We start from the raw sequence: 16248 nt of genomic DNA, 5'->3' as shown, positions 1-16248 counted from the left end.
GCGCTCCTCTTATTCGCTGCATCGCTACAACAATGTAGAATCGTTGCCTTTCAACGTCTATAGCGCTATCACGACGTCTTGCGGAAAGTTTGGCGCGGCGGATTCAACCGGTCGATGCAACACCCCTGTTCCAATATGGAATCGGAGAGTGGAGCACTATGGAACGACAGAGGAAGCATTGGCTGAACGCGCAGCAGAAGAACGACATCTGGAAGATGTGGCGCGCAGGCGAGTCACTGAGTGCAATCGCGCGGATGCTCGGACGTCATCCGTCCGGCATGCTCACCGTCTATGCTCAGGTTGAAAAAAGCGGCGCTCAATGGAATGTCCATAAGGCAAGGGTCAGTCGCAGTGCTCGTCGTCTGATGATTGGCGAAGTGTTCACCGGGGATTAATTCTCATGCTGAGAAACCTGACTGGGTCGACGCGCCTGTTAGGCATCGCGGGAGACCCGGTTGCCCAGGTTCTGGCGCCGCCCATCTGGACAACGCTATTCCAGCGCAATGGCATGGATGCGGTGTGTGTTCCGATGCACGTCCAGCCAGAAGATTTAACGGCCTTTCTAAAAGGCGCGGGTGTCATCAGAAATCTCGATGGCTTGATCGTCACTGTTCCCTATAAACCGATCGTCGCAAGTCTGATTGATAAGCCCACCGAGCGCGCGAGCCTGGCGGGCTCAGTGAACGTTATGCGGTGGGAACAGGACGGCAGCACATGCGGTGACGTTCTCGATGGCGTCGGCTTCGTGAATGGACTGGCCGCACGCGGGCAAGACGTCAAGGGTAAGCGAGCGCTTGTAGTCGGCTGCGGCGGGGTGGGATCAGCGATGGCGTTTGCCCTCGCCGCGGCAGGCATCGACAGTGTGTCCGTTGCGGACACCGAGCCGGCTCGCGCGCTCAAGCTCGCCGCCCGTCTCACCGCCAAAGGTTTTAACGCGAACGTTGCACCTGCCGTGGCGGCTCACTTCGATCTCATTGCGACCGGCACGCCAATGGGCATGAAAGAAGACGATCCTCTGCCTCTGGATTGCACCTGGCTTCGCCCGGGCACGATCGTCTGCGAGGCCGTCATGCATCCAGTCGAAACTCCGCTCCTGAAGCTGGCAGCGGCGGCTGGCTGCTTCGTGCAGCCAGGGACTTATCTGCTGGACTACCAACTGCAGCTAATGGCGCAATTTTTCGGCTTCGATGTCGAAATCGAGTTGCCTCAGGCGCAACACTACGCGGTTTGAATTGCGGAGATGCGCCGATTTCAAATTGAGGATTTCCGCCCAGTTTTAGCTTCGTCAGAAACCTCGTCTTCCACGAGATAGGAGGAAGACGCTGCAGCGCTATCCAACCCATAGAAAAATCGGTTAGGGCGCCTGTGCTGGAACGCCTCGGAAGGTGCGGGCGGAAGGCAGCCGAGTCCAACTACGGCCCGAAAAGCGCCGCCAGGTTTGACTCCCACTTCGACGGACCGTCACATACCCATAATCGTACCCATACTTCGATGTGACGACCGGGTGGGGTTCTCATTGTGGCTGCTCAGACCTGCCCCACAAGGGATTGCTCGATCCGGGGATGCACGGCTACTCCAGATCTAGCCCAAGAAACGGCGGAACAGAATAGACCGAGAGAGCCGGATAAATGCCGTCCTATCCACTCGTTCGCCGTCTGTGACGCCGTCCCACGTCTCTATTTGCAACGAAGGATAACGACCTCTCTTACCCTCTGCACGTCTCTCCAGCCACATAGTGCGAACTTAAACGCCCTGCACGCTCGTCCGCCCGCCGCGTAGACTATCACCGCCTCATCGGTTCCGATACCCGATCGTTGACGATGCGATTCAGCTATGGCGAACCATCCCGGAACACATGACGATCAATCGCCAAAATTTTGTCCTTGATCGCCTGACATCCGAAATCAGCTAGGCCAGCGGACGCGGCGACTCGTTTGTGCGCGTGCCGTCGAGAAACTCTTCTGCATCGACTTTCGACGGATCTTCGATCAGTGCCTTGACCGGCGTGCCCGCAAGCGAGCGTTCGAGAATCTCGACCAGCGACACGGCGATTTGCGGCCCGCTCCACTGCCCGTCAGGCTGGTACCACTTCCGGCTCCAGTTCATCGCACCCATGATCATGAAGATGGCGAGTTTCGGATTGCACGGCACGATGCTGCCATCCGCAATGCCTTCGCTGACTAGCTCGCGAAGACCATGTTCGAACTTGTCACGCCGCTTGACGATCGCGCGCATATGCGTGGGCTTCATCGCGTTTTCTTCGAGCAGCACGACGTAGCTGCCGTCTTCGCCGAGCATCAGATCCACGTAGCGCCTGAGCGTCATCACGAGCTTCTGCAGGCCGTTACCGTTGCTCGCCCGCGCCTGGGTGAGAATTTCGACGGCGCTGTTCATCGCCGAATCGTGGCAGAAGTACAGCAGTTCTTCCTTGCTCGGTACATAGGTGTAGAGCGCCGCCTTAGTGACGCCAAGCTTCTTGGCAATCTCAGCGAGAGACGTTCCGTGATACCCGCGCCTGTTGAACGACGCAGCGGCTTCGCGCAGAAGCACGTCGCGCTTGCGATCGAACTGTTCGCTCGCGCCGAGCACCGCATTCTTCCAGGTGCTCATTGTGCGGCTCCAATCGTCAAAGAAAATGCCTTCATACGTGCTGATGCCTTACTGAAATTATCTGATCACCGATTCATTGTATTGTCGATCACGCGCAGCCCTCTGATCAGCGCACTGGAATTCTAACCCATCAGTAGGTCCATCACCCAGCGGGTCAATTTAGCTATTACACTGAAATTTCCCCGACCTTCCTGCGCCAGGACGCCACGCTCATGCCAGAACTCATCTCCGTATCGAAGCTTCGGCCCATTGTGGCCGTCGTCACCGGCGGCACGGCCGGAATCGGCCGTGCGTGTGCCAATGCGTTGCTCGCAGCCGGCGCGGCCGGGGTGCTTCTGAACGGCCGCAACGCGGCGCGCGCGGACCTCGCGCGCGCGGAATTGCAATCCACCTACCCTCGTGCGCAAATCGCCATCTCTCTCGGTGATGCCGCACAGCCTGTCGTTGCCGAACGCATCATGGCCGATGCAATCGCCGCGTTCGGGCGTATCGATCTGCTGGTCAACTCGACGGGCGGCAACGATCTGCCCAGGCTGTTGCACCAGACGCCGCTCGAAGCGATTCCCGGCATTCTGGAACGCTGCCTGTTCGCGCAACTGCTTTGCAGTCGCGCGGCGCTCACGCATATGCGCGAAGCAAAGCGCGGCGCGATCATCAACATCGCATCCGATGCGGCCAAACTGCCGACGCCCGGCGAGAGCCTGATCGGCGCGGCCATGGCCGGCATCGTAATGTTCACGCGCGGACTCGCCATCGAGGCGAAACACGACGGCATTCGTGCAAACGTCGTGACGCCATCGCTCACAGGCGGCACCGAGCATTACGAGAAAATCATGGCCGACCCGTTCGCGGGCAAGCTGTTCAGCAAGGCCGCGCAAATGGCCAAACTCGGGCTGGTCGACAAAGACGAAATCGCGGAACTCGTGGTCTTTCTCGCGTCGCCTGCGGCTGCCAAAATCACCGGTCAGGCGATCAGTATCACGGGCGGCATCTCAGCCGTTTAGGCGTCGCCGAATCATCGGGCGCTCACGCCTGCCGTGCTTATGGCGCTTCGATCAGGAACGAAATCGGGGCGCACGCCGCGAGCGAAACGCGTTGAGTCCTTCGGTGACGTCGTCTTCCAGCAGGCAGGCAGGCACGGTCTCTTCTTCGAGCATCAAACCTGTCTCCAAGGTGCCTTCCAGTCCTTCGATTGCGAGACGTTTCATCGTCGCGATCCCGATGCGGCTGCGCGTCGCGAGCTTGCCGCAATAGTCGAGCGCCACTTCGAGCAGCCGCTCAGGCTCGACAACCTGGTTGACGATGCCCCAGCCGAGCGCGGTCTGCGCATCGAGCCAGCGCGCGGAATAGAACAGGTCGAGAGCACGCCGTAAGCCGATCAGGCGCGGCAGTCGCTGGCTCGCACCAAAGCCCGGCAACAATCCATATTGGGCATGTTGGTCGCCAAAACGCGCATCCGCCGAGGCGATCGCGACGTCGCACGCCAGCATCAGTTCGAAACCACCCGCCAGCGCCAGCCCCTGACACGCCGCGACCACGGGACGGTGACAATGCGCAATCCGGTTCATGACACGATGCGCCGTGCTGATGAATGCCTGCATCTTCGCGAGTTCCGTGCGCAACTCGAGCACTTCCGCGAGGTCCGCGCCAGTGCAGAAGTTCTTGCCCTGCGCGCAAATCAGGATTGCGTGCACGCTCGAATCGGACGCGTCAAAATCATCGAGCGCTCTTTCGAGGCCGGCGAACACCGCCAGCGAGAGACAGTTGAATTTCTCCGGCCGTGCCAACTCGATCACGCCTACGTCGCCCGCTCGGCTCGCCACGACACCATTCGGCTCCATCGTTCCTCCACGGACATGCGTTGACGTGTCGATCCGCCGCCTCGCTCGTCTTGCACACTGTCGAGAGCGGCTGTCGATAAACAGAGGGTATCGATCTGACACCCTGCATGTCAACTGGTTATCAACCGATCTGACCGTCCGGTCAGCCCACGGAAAGCGAGGTTAGATCTCGTTCGTTGTACGCGATTCACGGGTACGGGTTTTCGCTTAGCCCGGCGGAATTTCGCCGATCCGCATGCCCAAGTAATGACCATATCCGGCCTGGCTTTTTGTCCGGAATCAATCATTTTTATTCCAAACTAACCACGCGGTCAGTCTGTTGACACACGGGTTAGCTTGGCGTTAATCTGAAAATAAGTCTACATCGCCAGCAGTCGAAATGCGCAACAGCGTTCTCCCGGAGGCGGTTGCTTCGGGGAGCGGCAGCGTTCGGGTGCCTGTCGTTGGCGTCGCAGGTTAGCGCCACAAAAAATCACAAGATCAGGAGACACACGATGACCGTTTCTTGCTTCTCGCCGCTTCGCGTTGCGCTGGCCGCTATTGCCAGTGCGGTGTGCGTGTGCAGCATGACCTCCGCGATGGCCGCCGATACGGTGAAGATCGGCTTCACCGGGCCTTCGTCGGGAGCGATGTCGCTATTGGGCCAAGGGGTACGCGATGGTGTCCAGGTCTACGTCGACTATGTCAACGACCAGGGCGGCGTGAATGGCCGCAAGCTAGAACTGGTCGCCGAGGACGACGGTTATGAGCCAATGCGTTCGCTCGCGGGCGCGAAGAAGCTCTCCGAACAGGACCACGTCGTCGCGCTCGTCGCGCCGACCGGCACACCCGGTACAGCCGCAATGCTGCCCTACGTGCAGGAACGCCGGCTGCCGTTGATCGCGCCCTACGCGTTCAGCCACAAACTCACTACACCGGTTCAGAAATACGTGTTCACGTCGTTGCCCGAGGTGCGCTTGCAGGCCGACCTGCTCGGCACCTACCTAGTGAAGACCCTGAAGCACGACAAAATCGCAGTGATCTACCAGAACGATGACTTCGGGCAGGACGCGCTCGCGGGGTTCGACGCGCGAATGCAGAAGCTGAACGTCAAGGAAGCGAAGCTGCCGTTCGATCGCGGCACGACCAATTTTAGCGGCGTGGTCGCACAGGCCAAGGAGTCCGGCGCCACCGATGTCGTGTTTTTCGGCATTCCCCGCGACGCGGCGCTGGTCATACGGGAAGCGAACAAGATGGGCTGGAAGCCGCAATTCAGCGGTCACAACGCACTCGGCGATCCGCAGACGTTCCAGCTCGCCGGCCAGGCACTCGTGAACGGTACGATCGCTGTCGCAGTGATGGAGCCGCTTGACTCGAAGAAACCCGCCGTGCAGGAATTCATCGCACGGCAGAAGAAGTACCTGCCGAAATCGCCGCCAACCACCTACAGCATGCATGGCTACACCGCCGCGATGATCTTCGTCGAGGCGCTCAAGCACGTGCAGGGTGAACCAACCGGCGACAAGATCGCTACCGCGCTGGAACAGATGAAGAATTTCGACACGGGTTTAATGGCGCCGCTGACGTTTTCGCCGACCAATCATGCCGGCAGCAACGCGGTCGCCTTCATGCGCGCCGAGAACGGCAAATGGGTGGTCAACACCGACTGGATGCAGGCCGAATGACTGCTGACAAGCGATCCACGCTGCGCGATGCGCTCAGTACCGTCCACGATGGCATGAGCGTGGCGCTCGGCGGCATGACGCTGTACCGGCGGCCGGTCGCCGCGGCGCTCGGCATCGCGGCAGCGAAGCGCCGCGATCTGGAACTGATCACGCTGACCGGCGGTATTGAAACCGATCTCCTGATCGGTGCGAACTGCGTACGACGCTTGCGAAGCTGCTATACCGGACTCGAAGTAGTCGGCTTCGCACCGCACTTCACGCGCGCGGTACAGAACGGCACGCTCGAACTCATCGAGGAGACCGAATACACGCTCAGCTATGCGCTCCAGGCAGCGGTGATGCGTGTGCCATTCCTGCCGATGCGCGGTGCGATCGCGCGTACCGATATCCCGAAGGTCCGAGCCGACCTGAAGGCTTTCCACTGTCCTTTAACGGGCGAGTCTCTGTTCGCCGTTCCGGCGCTGCGCGTCGACGTCGCGATTTTGCACGCGAGCGCGGCCGACCGCCACGGCAACTGCAATCTGCAAGGTCAGCTTGCGCTCGACCGGCATCTGCCGGCTGCCGCTGCCGTGACCATCGTCACGGCCGAGCGGATAGTGGAAACCGACAAACTGTTAGCGATGCAAGGCGGCATTCAGGTGGCGGGCGTTTTCGTCACGCACGTCGTCGAAGCATCGGGCGGCAGTCTGCCGACGTCCTGCCTGCCCGATCGCAAGCTCGATCTAGCCGCGGTGCTCGACTATGCCGACGCCGCGAATGACGCGGCCGCGTGGCCACGCTGGCTCGACCACGCCACGGGAGCGTTTGCATGACTGCGACGTCGCTTACCCACCTGCAGCGCCGTAAAGCCGACCAGATCGTCGTATGCATGGCGCGAATGGTCGAGGATGGTGACTTTCTCGCCGAAGGTATTGGCACGTTTATGTCGACATCTGCGTACATGCTCGCCAAGCACATGCATGCGCCCAGTTGCACGAGCCTCTGCCCCAACGGCAACACTTTGACGCAACGCACACGTACGCTGACGCTCGGCCATGACGAGTTCGACACGGTGCCGCGTGGGTCGCTGTGGCTAGACTATTTACAGATCAATCTGCACTACATGCCCGGCATCTTCCTGTCCGGTAAACGCTGGACCGAGTTCATGCGGCCCGCGCAGATCGATGCTCGCGGCGCAACGAACAACGTGACGATCGGCTCGCATGCCGCCCCGCGCGTGCGTCTTCCCGGCTCCGCCGGCATTCCGGATGCGTCGACCGCCGCGCGACGCTTCTACTACTACGCGCCGCGCCATACGCGCCAGGTGTTCGTCGAAACGCTCGATTTCATCAGCGGCGCAGGCAATGCAGACTCCGGCGGCATTCCCGATATGACGATCACCGTGGTGAGCGATCTCGGCGTGCTGATCACCGGCGCATCGGGGCGCTTCGAAGTCGCGCAGCTGCACGACGGCGTGACTCGCGAGGAAATCGAATCGAATACAGGTTTCACGCTCGGCTGGCGAGACAACGTGCGTAACAGTGAGCCACCGAACGACGCCGAATTGCATCTGCTCAACGAGGTGATCGATCCGCAAGGTCTGCGCTACCTCGAAATGCTGAGCGGCGGCGCGCGCAGAGAGCGCTTGCGGGAACTCGCCGCGTCGGCTGCGACGGCAACCCACACAAGAGGGCGGGAAACCTTATGAACGCAGCGCTCATCATCGGTGGTCTCGCATCCGGCAGCCTCTATGCGTTGATCGGCATTGCGGTCGTGCTGGTGCTGCAGGCCACCGACGTGCCCAATTTCGCGCAAGGCGAAATGGCGATGTTTTCGACCTTCGTCGCCTACACAATGCTGAACACGTACTCGCTGTCATGGTGGATCGCGTTGCCCGCCGCAGTCGTATTCGCAATCCTGCAAGGGATCGTCGTGCAGCAACTGATCATCCGGCCTTTACTCGGTGCACCGATTCTCAACGCCGTGGTTGCAACGCTCGGGCTGAACATGGCGCTGCACAGCATCGCGGGCATGATCTGGGGCAATCTGACCAATGTGTTCACGAGTCCGGTAGCCGATTTGCCGATGCTGCAGGTGTTCGGCGTCAACGTCTCGCCGGACAGCGCGTTGACGATTCTCGTGTCGGTCGCGATGATCGTCATCTTCACGCTGATTCTGCGTCATACCCGCGCCGGGATTGCGTTGCGCGCGGCGAGCCAGAACCAGTCGGTCGCCAGGCTGATGGGCATCTCGGTGAGCCGTTCGTTCGCCGTCGCATGGGCGATGGGCAGCGTCGCGGGGCTGGTCGCCGGCATCCTGGTCGCGCCAATCCTGTTCCTCGATGTCAACATGATGGCGCCGCTGCTCATCAAAGGCTTCGCGGGCGCGGTACTGGGAGGACTGACCAGCTTGCCGGGCGTGTTCGTCGGCGGCCTCGTGCTCGGCGTGATGGAGAACCTGCTCGGCGCGTACGTGTCCGGATCGTTCGGCGACGCCCTCTCCTTCGTGCTGATCATCGTCGTGCTGCTGGTCGCGCCGGCCGGCATCTTCGGCCGCACCCGGTCGACCAAGCTGTGAGGGCCGCGCCATGTCAGTGATCAACCGGATCACCGCCGGACGCTCCACGCCGGGCGTGCGTCTGAAGCAGAGTCGCGATCAGTGGTTTCTCGCTGGCTTCGTCGTGCTGTACATGGGCATAGCGCTCTTCAGCGGCGGCTACGTCGTCTATCTGCTGAACCTGACCGGCATCTTCGCGCTCGTCGCGATCGGCCTGACGATTCTCTCGGGATTCTCGGGCCAGTCGAGCTTGGGCCATGCGGGCTTCTTTGCGATCGGGGCCTATGCGTCGGCGATCATCACCCAGCGGTACGGCGTGCCATTCTGGGTCGCGATTCCACTGGCCGGCGCGATCGCAACCGTGCTCGGCGCGTTGATCGCGCTGCCCGCGCTGCGCCTGAAGGATCTCTATCTGGCAATCGCCACGCTCGGTTTCGGCATCGTCACGCAGAAGACGATTTTCGAATGGCGCTCGCTGACGGGCGGCGGCGGCGGCCTGCAGGTTCCGGCGCCCGAATTCTTCGGCATTCCAATGGCCGACGGTAGCCGTTTCGCGTGGGTGATCGCGATCACGCTGGCGGCGGGCACGTGGGCCGCGTTCCAGCTCGCGTCGGGCCGTACGGGCCGCGCGCTTTCGATGCTGCGCGAGAACCCGACCGCCGCGGCGTGCATCGGCATTCGCGTCGCCCGCTACAAGGTGATCGCGTTCGCGCTAAGCGCGTTCTATACCGCCGTCGGCGGCGGTCTCTATGCCAACGTGCTGCGCTATCTGAACCCCGAAAGTTTCGACATGAACATGTCGATCATGTTTCTCGCGATGATCGTGATCGGCGGCATGGGCAGCGTGCGCGGCGCCCTGCTCGGCGCAGCGTTCTACGTTGTGGTGCCGGAAGCGTTTCGAAGCTTCAAGGACGCACCTGGGCTCGTGTTCGGCATCTCGCTAATGCTCGTCGTGATCCTGCTGCCCGGTGGCCTGAACAGCCTGCTCGGCAAGCGCGCAAAGGGGCGGCCATGAAGCCGCATGGCGCGCTGGCGGTCCGCTCGCTCTCGGTGCGCTTCGGTGGCGTGCACGCGTTGGAGAACGTATCGCTGAGCGTCGCGCCAGGTACGATTGTCGGCCTGATCGGTCCGAACGGCGCGGGCAAGAGCACGCTGCTCAATTGCATCTCCGGGATATCGCGGCCGACTGCCGGCACGATCGAACTCGGCGGCGAGAGTCTCGTCGGCAAACGGCCCGACCAGATCGCCGGGATGGGCTTGGGGCGCGTATTCCAGCACCCGCAGCTGATTCCGGAATTGAGCGTGCTGGAAAATCTGATGGTCGCGCACCATCGGCGCCTGGGTTATTCGGTGATCGGCGAGATGATCGGATTACCCAGCGTTCGTCGTGCCGAGGAACAGGCGCGTCACGAAGCGATGCAGGTGGCGACGCGTGTCGGCCTCGCGGCGACTGTCGACATGATGACCGGCAGCCTGCCGTACGGGCATCGCAAGCTGATCGAACTGGGGCGGGTGATCCTGATGGGCGCGACGCAGTTGCTGCTCGACGAGCCGATCGCGGGTCTCAACGAAGCGGAGATCGAACACCTCGGTCAAGTCGTGCTGGAATTACGGCGCGAGCAAGGACTCTCCGTGCTGCTCGTCGAACACAACATGGGCCTCGTGCGGCGGCTGTGCGATCGCGCGTTCGTACTCGATGCGGGCAGCACGATCGCCGAAGGCACGCCCGACGAAGTGCTCAACGATCCGCGCGTGCTGCTCGCATATCTCGGCGAGGTACCCACGGATGCTTGAAGTCGACGACCTGAGCGTCAGCTACGGACCGGTGCGCGCGTTGAGCAACGTGTCGCTCAAGGTCGAGCGCGGCCAGTTGGTGGGCATTCTCGGCGCGAACGGCGCCGGCAAGACAAGCCTGTTACGCACGATCAGCGGTCTCGTCCGCGCGAAAAGCGGCACGATCCGTTTCGACGGCAACGACATCGGCAAAACCGGACCCGAACGCATCGTGCGCATGGGCATCGCGCATGTGCCGGAAGGACGCGGCATGTTTCCCGATCTGACCGTGCGCGAGAATCTGCTCGCCGGTGCGCATACGCGGCGGCAGCGCGGCGAAATCGCCGATGACTACGCGAAGATGCTGGCGATGTTCCCGTCGCTCGCGCGGCGCGAGAAACAGCACAGTTCGACGCTGTCGGGCGGAGAACAGCAGATGCTCGCGATTGCGCGCGCGATGATGTCGCGCCCTCGCCTGCTGCTCGCGGACGAGGTGAGCCTCGGTCTCGCCCCCGTCATCACCAAACAGGTTTTCGCCCATCTTCAGAGCTTGCGCGATGCAGGTATCACGGTCGTGGTGGTCGAGCAGAACGCGCATCTGCTGTTGAAGATGGCCGACCATGTGTACGTGCTCAGACATGGACGCGTCGAGCTGCAAGGCAGCGCGCAGGCCATGTCGTCCCATCCTGAACTGACCAAAGCCTATATGGGCGAGTAGACGAGGAGCGAGACACAATGCAGGACTACGCGCTGGAAGACCGCACGATGGGTCGCGTGCTTGCCGAAAAGGCCAAACGCATCCCGCAAAAGACGTTTCTGATCTGGAAAGACCAGAAGACCACCTACGGCGAAGTGGAAACCATCACCAATCGCTATGCAAACGGTTTTGCAGCGCTAGGCTTCAAGCATGGCGACCACGTCGCGATCATGCTACCGAACTGCCCGGAATTCTTCTGGACTGTATGGGGTTTGAGCAAGCTCGGCGCCGTCGCGGTGCCGATCAATACAGCGGCAAAGGGTGAATTGCTGCGCTATTTTCTGGAGAAATCCGAAGCGACCGCATTTATTGTCGACGAAGAATGGAACGATCGGATCGCAGCGGTTCGCGACGAACTGCCGCTCGTCAGGCGCTATTACATTCACGGGCAGAATACGTCCCGCTGGATCACGTCGAACGACGCGAGCAGCGTGCATCCGCTGTCGTCAGTCGAATCCGACGACACATCGCAGCCGCCGCCTGATCGTGTCTCGCACGACGATACGCAACTGATCATGTTCACTTCGGGCACGACCGGGCCGTCTAAAGGTGTGCAGTGTCCGCACTCGCAAGGCCATGCAGTGGGACGTGCGTTGACGCTGAATTTTGGCTATCGCGATGACGACGTGCTGTACACCTGTCTGCCGCTCTTTCACGGCAACGCCGCGTATTACTCCGTGTACGCCGCGCTCTGGGCCGACGCCGCAATAGCGCTTGCGCCGCGCTTTTCGGCAACGCGTTTCTGGGACGACATCCGCAGCAGCGGAGCGACCCAATTCAACACGCTCGGCGCAATGACGAACATCATCTGGAAGTTGCCGCCGGGTCCGCATGAACGCGAAACCAGGCTGCGTCTTTGCATGGCGGTGCCCGTGCCCAAGGAAATCTACAAGGAGTTTCAGGAGCGTTTCGGCGTTACGTTGACTTCGGTGTTCGCGATGACGGAAAACTTCGCGATGACCACCTTCACGCCTGACGATCCGGCGGAAAAAGCCGGTTCAGCCGGTAAGCCACGTGGCGAGTGCGAACTGCGCATCGTCGACGACGAGGGCCGCGATCTGCCGCCGCATGGAGTAGGCGAAATCTACATGCGGCCGTTGAAGCCGGGCAGCATGATGAAAGGCTACTACAAGATGCCGAAGGAAACCGCCAGGGAATTCGACGACGGCTGGTTCAAAACGGGCGATCGTGGCTACCTCGACGAAGACGGATACCTGTACTTCATGGACCGGAAAAAGGAAGCCATCCGCCGGCGCGGTGAAAACATCTCCGCCTACGAGGTCGAGCTCATTCTGTGCCGGCATCCGGCGATCCACGAAGTCGCGGCGATCCCCGTAGCGTCCGAACTGAGCGAGGACGACGTGATGGTGTACGTCGTGCTAAAACCCGGCGAGTCGATGACCCACGCGGATGTGGTCAACTTCAGCAGCGAGCATATGAGCTATTTCATGGTGCCGCGCTTCGTCGAGTTCGTCGAAAAACTTCCGAAGACCGCAAGCGAAAAGCTCGAAAAATACAAGCTCAAACTCGATGCGCAGGAGCGCCGCGCGCAGCTTTGGGATCGGGAGAAGGAAGGGATCGTGGTGAAGCGCTGATCGTTTCCGATGCTTGCCATATATAAAAAAGTGCGGCGATGTTTTTACATCGTCGCTTTTTTTACTACTACTCTTTCGCTATCGGACCATCCGGCGCTAACGCGCGAGCATTCGCTTCGCCAGTCGCAGATGCGGCGCGTCCAGCATCTTGCCGTTCATTGATGCGACACCGCCTTGCGCATGCTCCATCGCTTTGACGACTGCCCTCGCCCATTCGAGTTCTTCCGGCGTCGATGAGAATACGTCGTTGATGACAGCCACCTGATCTGGATGAATTGCCGCTTTCGCGATGAAGCCGTCTGCGCGAGCCTCTACGGCTTCGGTGGCCAGCGCATCGTGGTCCTTGAAATTCACGAATACCGTATCGATCGGCACGCACTGCGCCGCGGCCGCCGCCATCAGCATGAGATTGCGCGCGAGCAGAAAAGGTGCGCGGTATGTGCCGTCCTTCGCGCGATTGTCCGCGATACCGAGATCGGCTGACAGGTCTTCACCGCCCCACATCATTGCGTGCAGTCGGGGCACGGGCCCGCGGAACTCCGAAAGCGCAAGCACGGACGCGGCGGTCTCGGTCACGATGCCGCAGATTTTGAGCGAAGCTTGCGGATCGATTGCGTCGAGCGATGCGCTCACGCGGCGGATGTCGTCGACACCGCATGCTTTCGGCAACACAACGCCCGCGATCGCACGGACCGGCAGTGCTTCGATATCGTTTGCGTGGTAACTGGTCGACAATGCGTTGACGCGAATCCACAGGCGTTCGCGCGGTACGCGGACGGCGTTCAACGCGTCGCGGGTGACGGTGCGTGCCGTCGCTTTTGCTTGCGGCGCCACGGCGTCTTCCCAATCGAAGATAAGTGCGTGCGCGGAGCCTTGCAGCGCGCGTTCGATCTTGTGCGCACTATCGCCGGGAACGAACAGCCACGACGCGGCGCTCATGACGGTTTGCGATGCATGAACGCGGCACGCGTGCAGCGTGCGACCTCGACATCGTCCTGATTGAACGCCATATGCCTGAACTCGACAATGCCCGCGCCAGGACGCGACTTGCTCGAGCGCAACGACATCACCTCGGTAACGACATGAATCGAATCGCCATGAAACACAGGGGCGGGAAACGATACGTCGGTCATGCCGAGATTGGCGATCGTCGTGCGCAAGGTCGTCTCCGATACCGAAATGCCGATCATCAGGCCGAGCGTGAACAGGCTGTTGACGATCGGCTTGCCGAACTCGGTCGACGCGGCGAAATGCGCATCGATATGCAGCGGCTGCGGATTGAGCGTCATGTTCGAGAACTGCATGTTGTCCCACTCGGTGACGGTGCGTGTCAACGCGTGCTCGAAACGCATGCCAACCTCAAATTCCTCGAAATAGAGTCCGCGCATGTTGTCTCCTTCATTTGTCGATCGATTCGGTTGCGTTCGGCACCTTTGCGATGTCCTCCGCAGGTGCCAGCGGCGCGAGTTGCACGAGCGTCTGCCCGCGCGGCACGATCTCGCCCACCTGGCAATGGAGCGACTCGATGACGCCGTCACGCGGCGCGGTGAGTGGGAAGATCAGCTTCATCGCTTCCATCACGACCAGCACGTCGCCGACCTTCACCGTATCGCCCGCCTTCACGTGAATTTCGGTGACCGAGCCCGGCATATCGGACCGGACCTCGCTGCCCCGCGCGCCCGCCCGTGCGGCGACCCGCGCGAGTGCCGCAAGCTCGCTGACGACCGCCATGCGCCAGCGCATGCCGCGATGATTGACATACACGTGCTCGCCGTCGCGCGACATCGTGAACGTGCGCCGCACGCCGTGCACGGGCTCGATATGGACGCGCGTTGCGCCGTCGATGCACGCGTCGAAGCGTGCATCCAGGCGCAAGGCTGGCGCGCCGCCGGATGTGGCGCGCCAGCCATCGCCGTCGCGCTCGATGCTGATGGTGCGTTCGTCGCCATCGATGGAGACTCGCATGCGCGCGGCCGCGCGTCGCCCCGCTGCGGACATGAAACGATGGCCGCTTTGTCGCTGCCAGTAGTCGTCGCGCGCGGGCTCGCGAGCAATGATCGCATGCAGCGCCGCCGCGGCGATCGCCTGTTCGAGCACCTCGGGTTCGGCCTTCCAGCCTTTCTCGAAGGCCTCTTTCAGAAAATCTGTCGTCAGACGGCCGGAACGGAACAGCGGATGATCGGCGATCGCGCACAGCAGCCTCTGATTCGTGCCGATGCCCGCCGCCTCGAACGCATCGAGCCCGGCTCGCAGACGCTCTACCGCCTGCGGGCGCGTCGCACCGAAGCCGATCACTTTCGCGACCATCGAGTCGTAGTGAGGCGTCACTTCCGAGCCGCTCATGATGCCGCTATCGATGCGCACCCCCGCGACCAGCGGTTCCGCGAACCGCGTCACGGTACCGAACTCGGGGCGATGGCCTTGCGCCGGATCTTCGCAATTGACGCGTGCCTCGATGGCCCAGCCGCTCACGCTGATCGCCGCCTGATCGGTGACCGGCAGACTCTCGCCGGCAGCGATGCGGATCTGCCATTCGACCAGATCGAGTCCGGTCACAGCTTCGGTCACCGGGTGTTCGACCTGCAAACGCGTATTCATTTCCAGGAAATACGGCGTATCGCTGCCGTCGCCGAATACGAATTCGACGGTGCCGAGCGAGTCGTAGCCAATTGAGTGGCCTAGCTTGAGCGCCGCGTCGAATAGTGCCGCTCGCACGGGAGCCGGCAGATTCGGCGCGGGCGCCTCTTCGATCACCTTCTGGTAATTGCGCTGGATCGAGCACTCGCGCTCGAATAGATGCACGAGATGCCTGTGATGGTCACCGGCAAGCTGCACTTCGAGATGACGTGGCCGCAGGATCAACTTTTCAAGCAGCACGCGGTCGTCGCCGAATGCGCGCAACGCTTCCTGCTTGGCTAGCGCGAGTTGCGCGGCGAAATCGTCGAGATCGTCGACGCGGCGCATGCCCTTGCCACCGCCGCCCGCGCTCGCCTTGATGAGGATCGGCACGCCGATCTTGCGCGCCTCGGCGAGCAAAGCCTCGGGCGCCTGCTGATCGCCGTGATATCCAGGCACGCAGGGTACGCCGGCCTGTTCGGCAATGCGCTTCGATTCGATCTTCGAGCCCATTTTCTCGATCACGTCGGCACGCGGTCCGATCCATGCGATGCCGTGTTCCGCGCAACGGCTTACCAGTTGTGTGCTCTCGGACAGAAAACCATAGCCCGGATGAATCGCGCTCGCGCCCGCTTCGAGCGCCGCGCGAATGATCGCATCAGCGTCGAGATAGCTGCGCGCCGCCTCCGGCGGTCCGATGCGCACAGCGGTATCGGCTTCGCGCACATGGCGCGAATGACGGTCCGCATCGGAGTAAACGGCAATCACGCGGATGCCCAGACGGCGACAGGTACGCGCGATTCGGCAGGCAATTTCGCCGCGGTTGGCAATCAGTATCGATTCGAACATGAACGGCC

Annotated in this window: 16 protein-coding genes; 11 read left to right on the top strand and 5 right to left on the bottom strand. The window is 61.6% G+C overall.

What is annotated here, in order from left to right; translation table 11 throughout:
• Positions 1-158: 158 nt before the first annotated feature.
• Both L0U82_RS36700 and L0U82_RS36695 read left to right on the top strand, forming a co-directional pair.
• On the top strand, positions 159-395 hold the full coding sequence (locus tag L0U82_RS36700; protein WP_233838737.1) for a helix-turn-helix domain-containing protein: 237 nt from the start codon (positions 159-161) through the stop codon (positions 393-395).
• 5 nt (positions 396-400) lie between these two features.
• Complete coding sequence (locus tag L0U82_RS36695; protein ID WP_233838736.1) at positions 401-1231, top strand: shikimate dehydrogenase family protein; 831 nt, start codon at positions 401-403, stop codon at positions 1229-1231.
• Between the two features lie 677 nt (positions 1232-1908).
• Here the strand turns inward: L0U82_RS36695 and L0U82_RS36690 are convergent.
• Positions 1909-2610, bottom strand: a complete 702-nt coding sequence (locus tag L0U82_RS36690) for a TetR/AcrR family transcriptional regulator (protein WP_233838735.1) — start codon at positions 2608-2610, stop codon at positions 1909-1911.
• Between the two features lie 212 nt (positions 2611-2822).
• Between L0U82_RS36690 and L0U82_RS36685 the strand changes: the two genes are divergently transcribed.
• On the top strand, positions 2823-3614 hold the full coding sequence (locus tag L0U82_RS36685) for an SDR family NAD(P)-dependent oxidoreductase (RefSeq protein WP_233838734.1): 792 nt from the start codon (positions 2823-2825) through the stop codon (positions 3612-3614).
• Positions 3615-3665: 51 nt separating this feature from the next.
• On the opposite strand, the gene L0U82_RS36680 is transcribed toward L0U82_RS36685, so the two are convergent.
• Positions 3666-4451, bottom strand: a complete 786-nt coding sequence (locus tag L0U82_RS36680) for an enoyl-CoA hydratase/isomerase family protein (RefSeq protein WP_233838732.1) — start codon at positions 4449-4451, stop codon at positions 3666-3668.
• A gap of 494 nt (positions 4452-4945) precedes the next feature.
• On the opposite strand from L0U82_RS36680, the gene L0U82_RS36675 reads away from it, so the two are divergent.
• From L0U82_RS36675 to L0U82_RS36640, 8 genes are read left to right on the top strand one after another with little or no spacing between them, the layout of a single operon-like run.
• Positions 4946-6115: an ABC transporter substrate-binding protein gene (locus L0U82_RS36675; protein WP_233838731.1), complete on the top strand. Its 1170-nt coding sequence runs from the start codon at positions 4946-4948 to the stop codon at positions 6113-6115.
• The gene (locus L0U82_RS36670) at positions 6112-6927 is read left to right on the top strand and encodes a CoA transferase subunit A (protein ID WP_233838729.1); all 816 of its coding nucleotides are present in this window, start codon (positions 6112-6114) and stop codon (positions 6925-6927) included. Before L0U82_RS36675 ends, L0U82_RS36670 begins: the two co-directional genes overlap by 4 nt.
• Positions 6924-7802 carry a ketoacid-CoA transferase gene (locus L0U82_RS36665; RefSeq protein WP_233838727.1) on the top strand — a complete coding sequence of 293 codons (879 nt, stop codon included), beginning with the start codon at positions 6924-6926 and terminating at the stop codon, positions 7800-7802. The genes L0U82_RS36670 and L0U82_RS36665 overlap by 4 nt, the downstream gene beginning before the upstream one ends.
• A complete protein-coding gene (locus L0U82_RS36660; protein ID WP_233838726.1) occupies positions 7799-8671 on the top strand; it encodes a branched-chain amino acid ABC transporter permease in 873 nt (290 codons plus the stop codon). The genes L0U82_RS36665 and L0U82_RS36660 overlap by 4 nt, the downstream gene beginning before the upstream one ends.
• A 10-nt stretch (positions 8672-8681) precedes the next feature.
• Positions 8682-9665, top strand: coding sequence for a branched-chain amino acid ABC transporter permease (locus L0U82_RS36655; protein ID WP_233838725.1), 984 nt, complete (start codon positions 8682-8684; stop codon positions 9663-9665).
• Positions 9662-10444, top strand: a complete 783-nt coding sequence (locus L0U82_RS36650) for an ABC transporter ATP-binding protein (protein WP_233838724.1) — start codon at positions 9662-9664, stop codon at positions 10442-10444. Before L0U82_RS36655 ends, L0U82_RS36650 begins: the two co-directional genes overlap by 4 nt.
• Positions 10437-11141 carry an ABC transporter ATP-binding protein gene (locus L0U82_RS36645; RefSeq protein ID WP_233838723.1) on the top strand — a complete coding sequence of 235 codons (705 nt, stop codon included), beginning with the start codon at positions 10437-10439 and terminating at the stop codon, positions 11139-11141. The genes L0U82_RS36650 and L0U82_RS36645 overlap by 8 nt, the downstream gene beginning before the upstream one ends.
• Before the next feature lie 17 nt (positions 11142-11158).
• Positions 11159-12775 carry an AMP-binding protein gene (locus L0U82_RS36640; RefSeq protein ID WP_233838722.1) on the top strand — a complete coding sequence of 539 codons (1617 nt, stop codon included), beginning with the start codon at positions 11159-11161 and terminating at the stop codon, positions 12773-12775.
• Between the two features lie 96 nt (positions 12776-12871).
• Here L0U82_RS36640 and L0U82_RS36635 read toward each other — a convergent pair whose 3' ends face one another.
• Genes L0U82_RS36635 through L0U82_RS36625 form a run of 3 tightly spaced genes read right to left on the bottom strand, consistent with a single transcriptional unit; the run spans position 12872 to position 16240 of the window.
• Positions 12872-13714, bottom strand: coding sequence for an HpcH/HpaI aldolase/citrate lyase family protein (locus L0U82_RS36635; RefSeq protein WP_233838721.1), 843 nt, complete (start codon positions 13712-13714; stop codon positions 12872-12874).
• Positions 13711-14163, bottom strand: a complete 453-nt coding sequence (locus L0U82_RS36630; protein ID WP_144113822.1) for a MaoC family dehydratase — start codon at positions 14161-14163, stop codon at positions 13711-13713. The genes L0U82_RS36635 and L0U82_RS36630 overlap by 4 nt, the downstream gene beginning before the upstream one ends.
• A gap of 10 nt (positions 14164-14173) precedes the next feature.
• Positions 14174-16240: an acetyl/propionyl/methylcrotonyl-CoA carboxylase subunit alpha gene (locus tag L0U82_RS36625; protein WP_233838719.1), complete on the bottom strand. Its 2067-nt coding sequence runs from the start codon at positions 16238-16240 to the stop codon at positions 14174-14176.
• Between the last annotated feature and the right edge of the window lie 8 nt (positions 16241-16248).

Origin of the sequence: Paraburkholderia sp. ZP32-5 (assembly GCF_021390495.1) — a bacterium.
Classification (GTDB): Bacteria; Pseudomonadota; Gammaproteobacteria; order Burkholderiales; family Burkholderiaceae; genus Paraburkholderia.
This window is presented reverse-complemented; position numbering and strand designations above follow the sequence as displayed.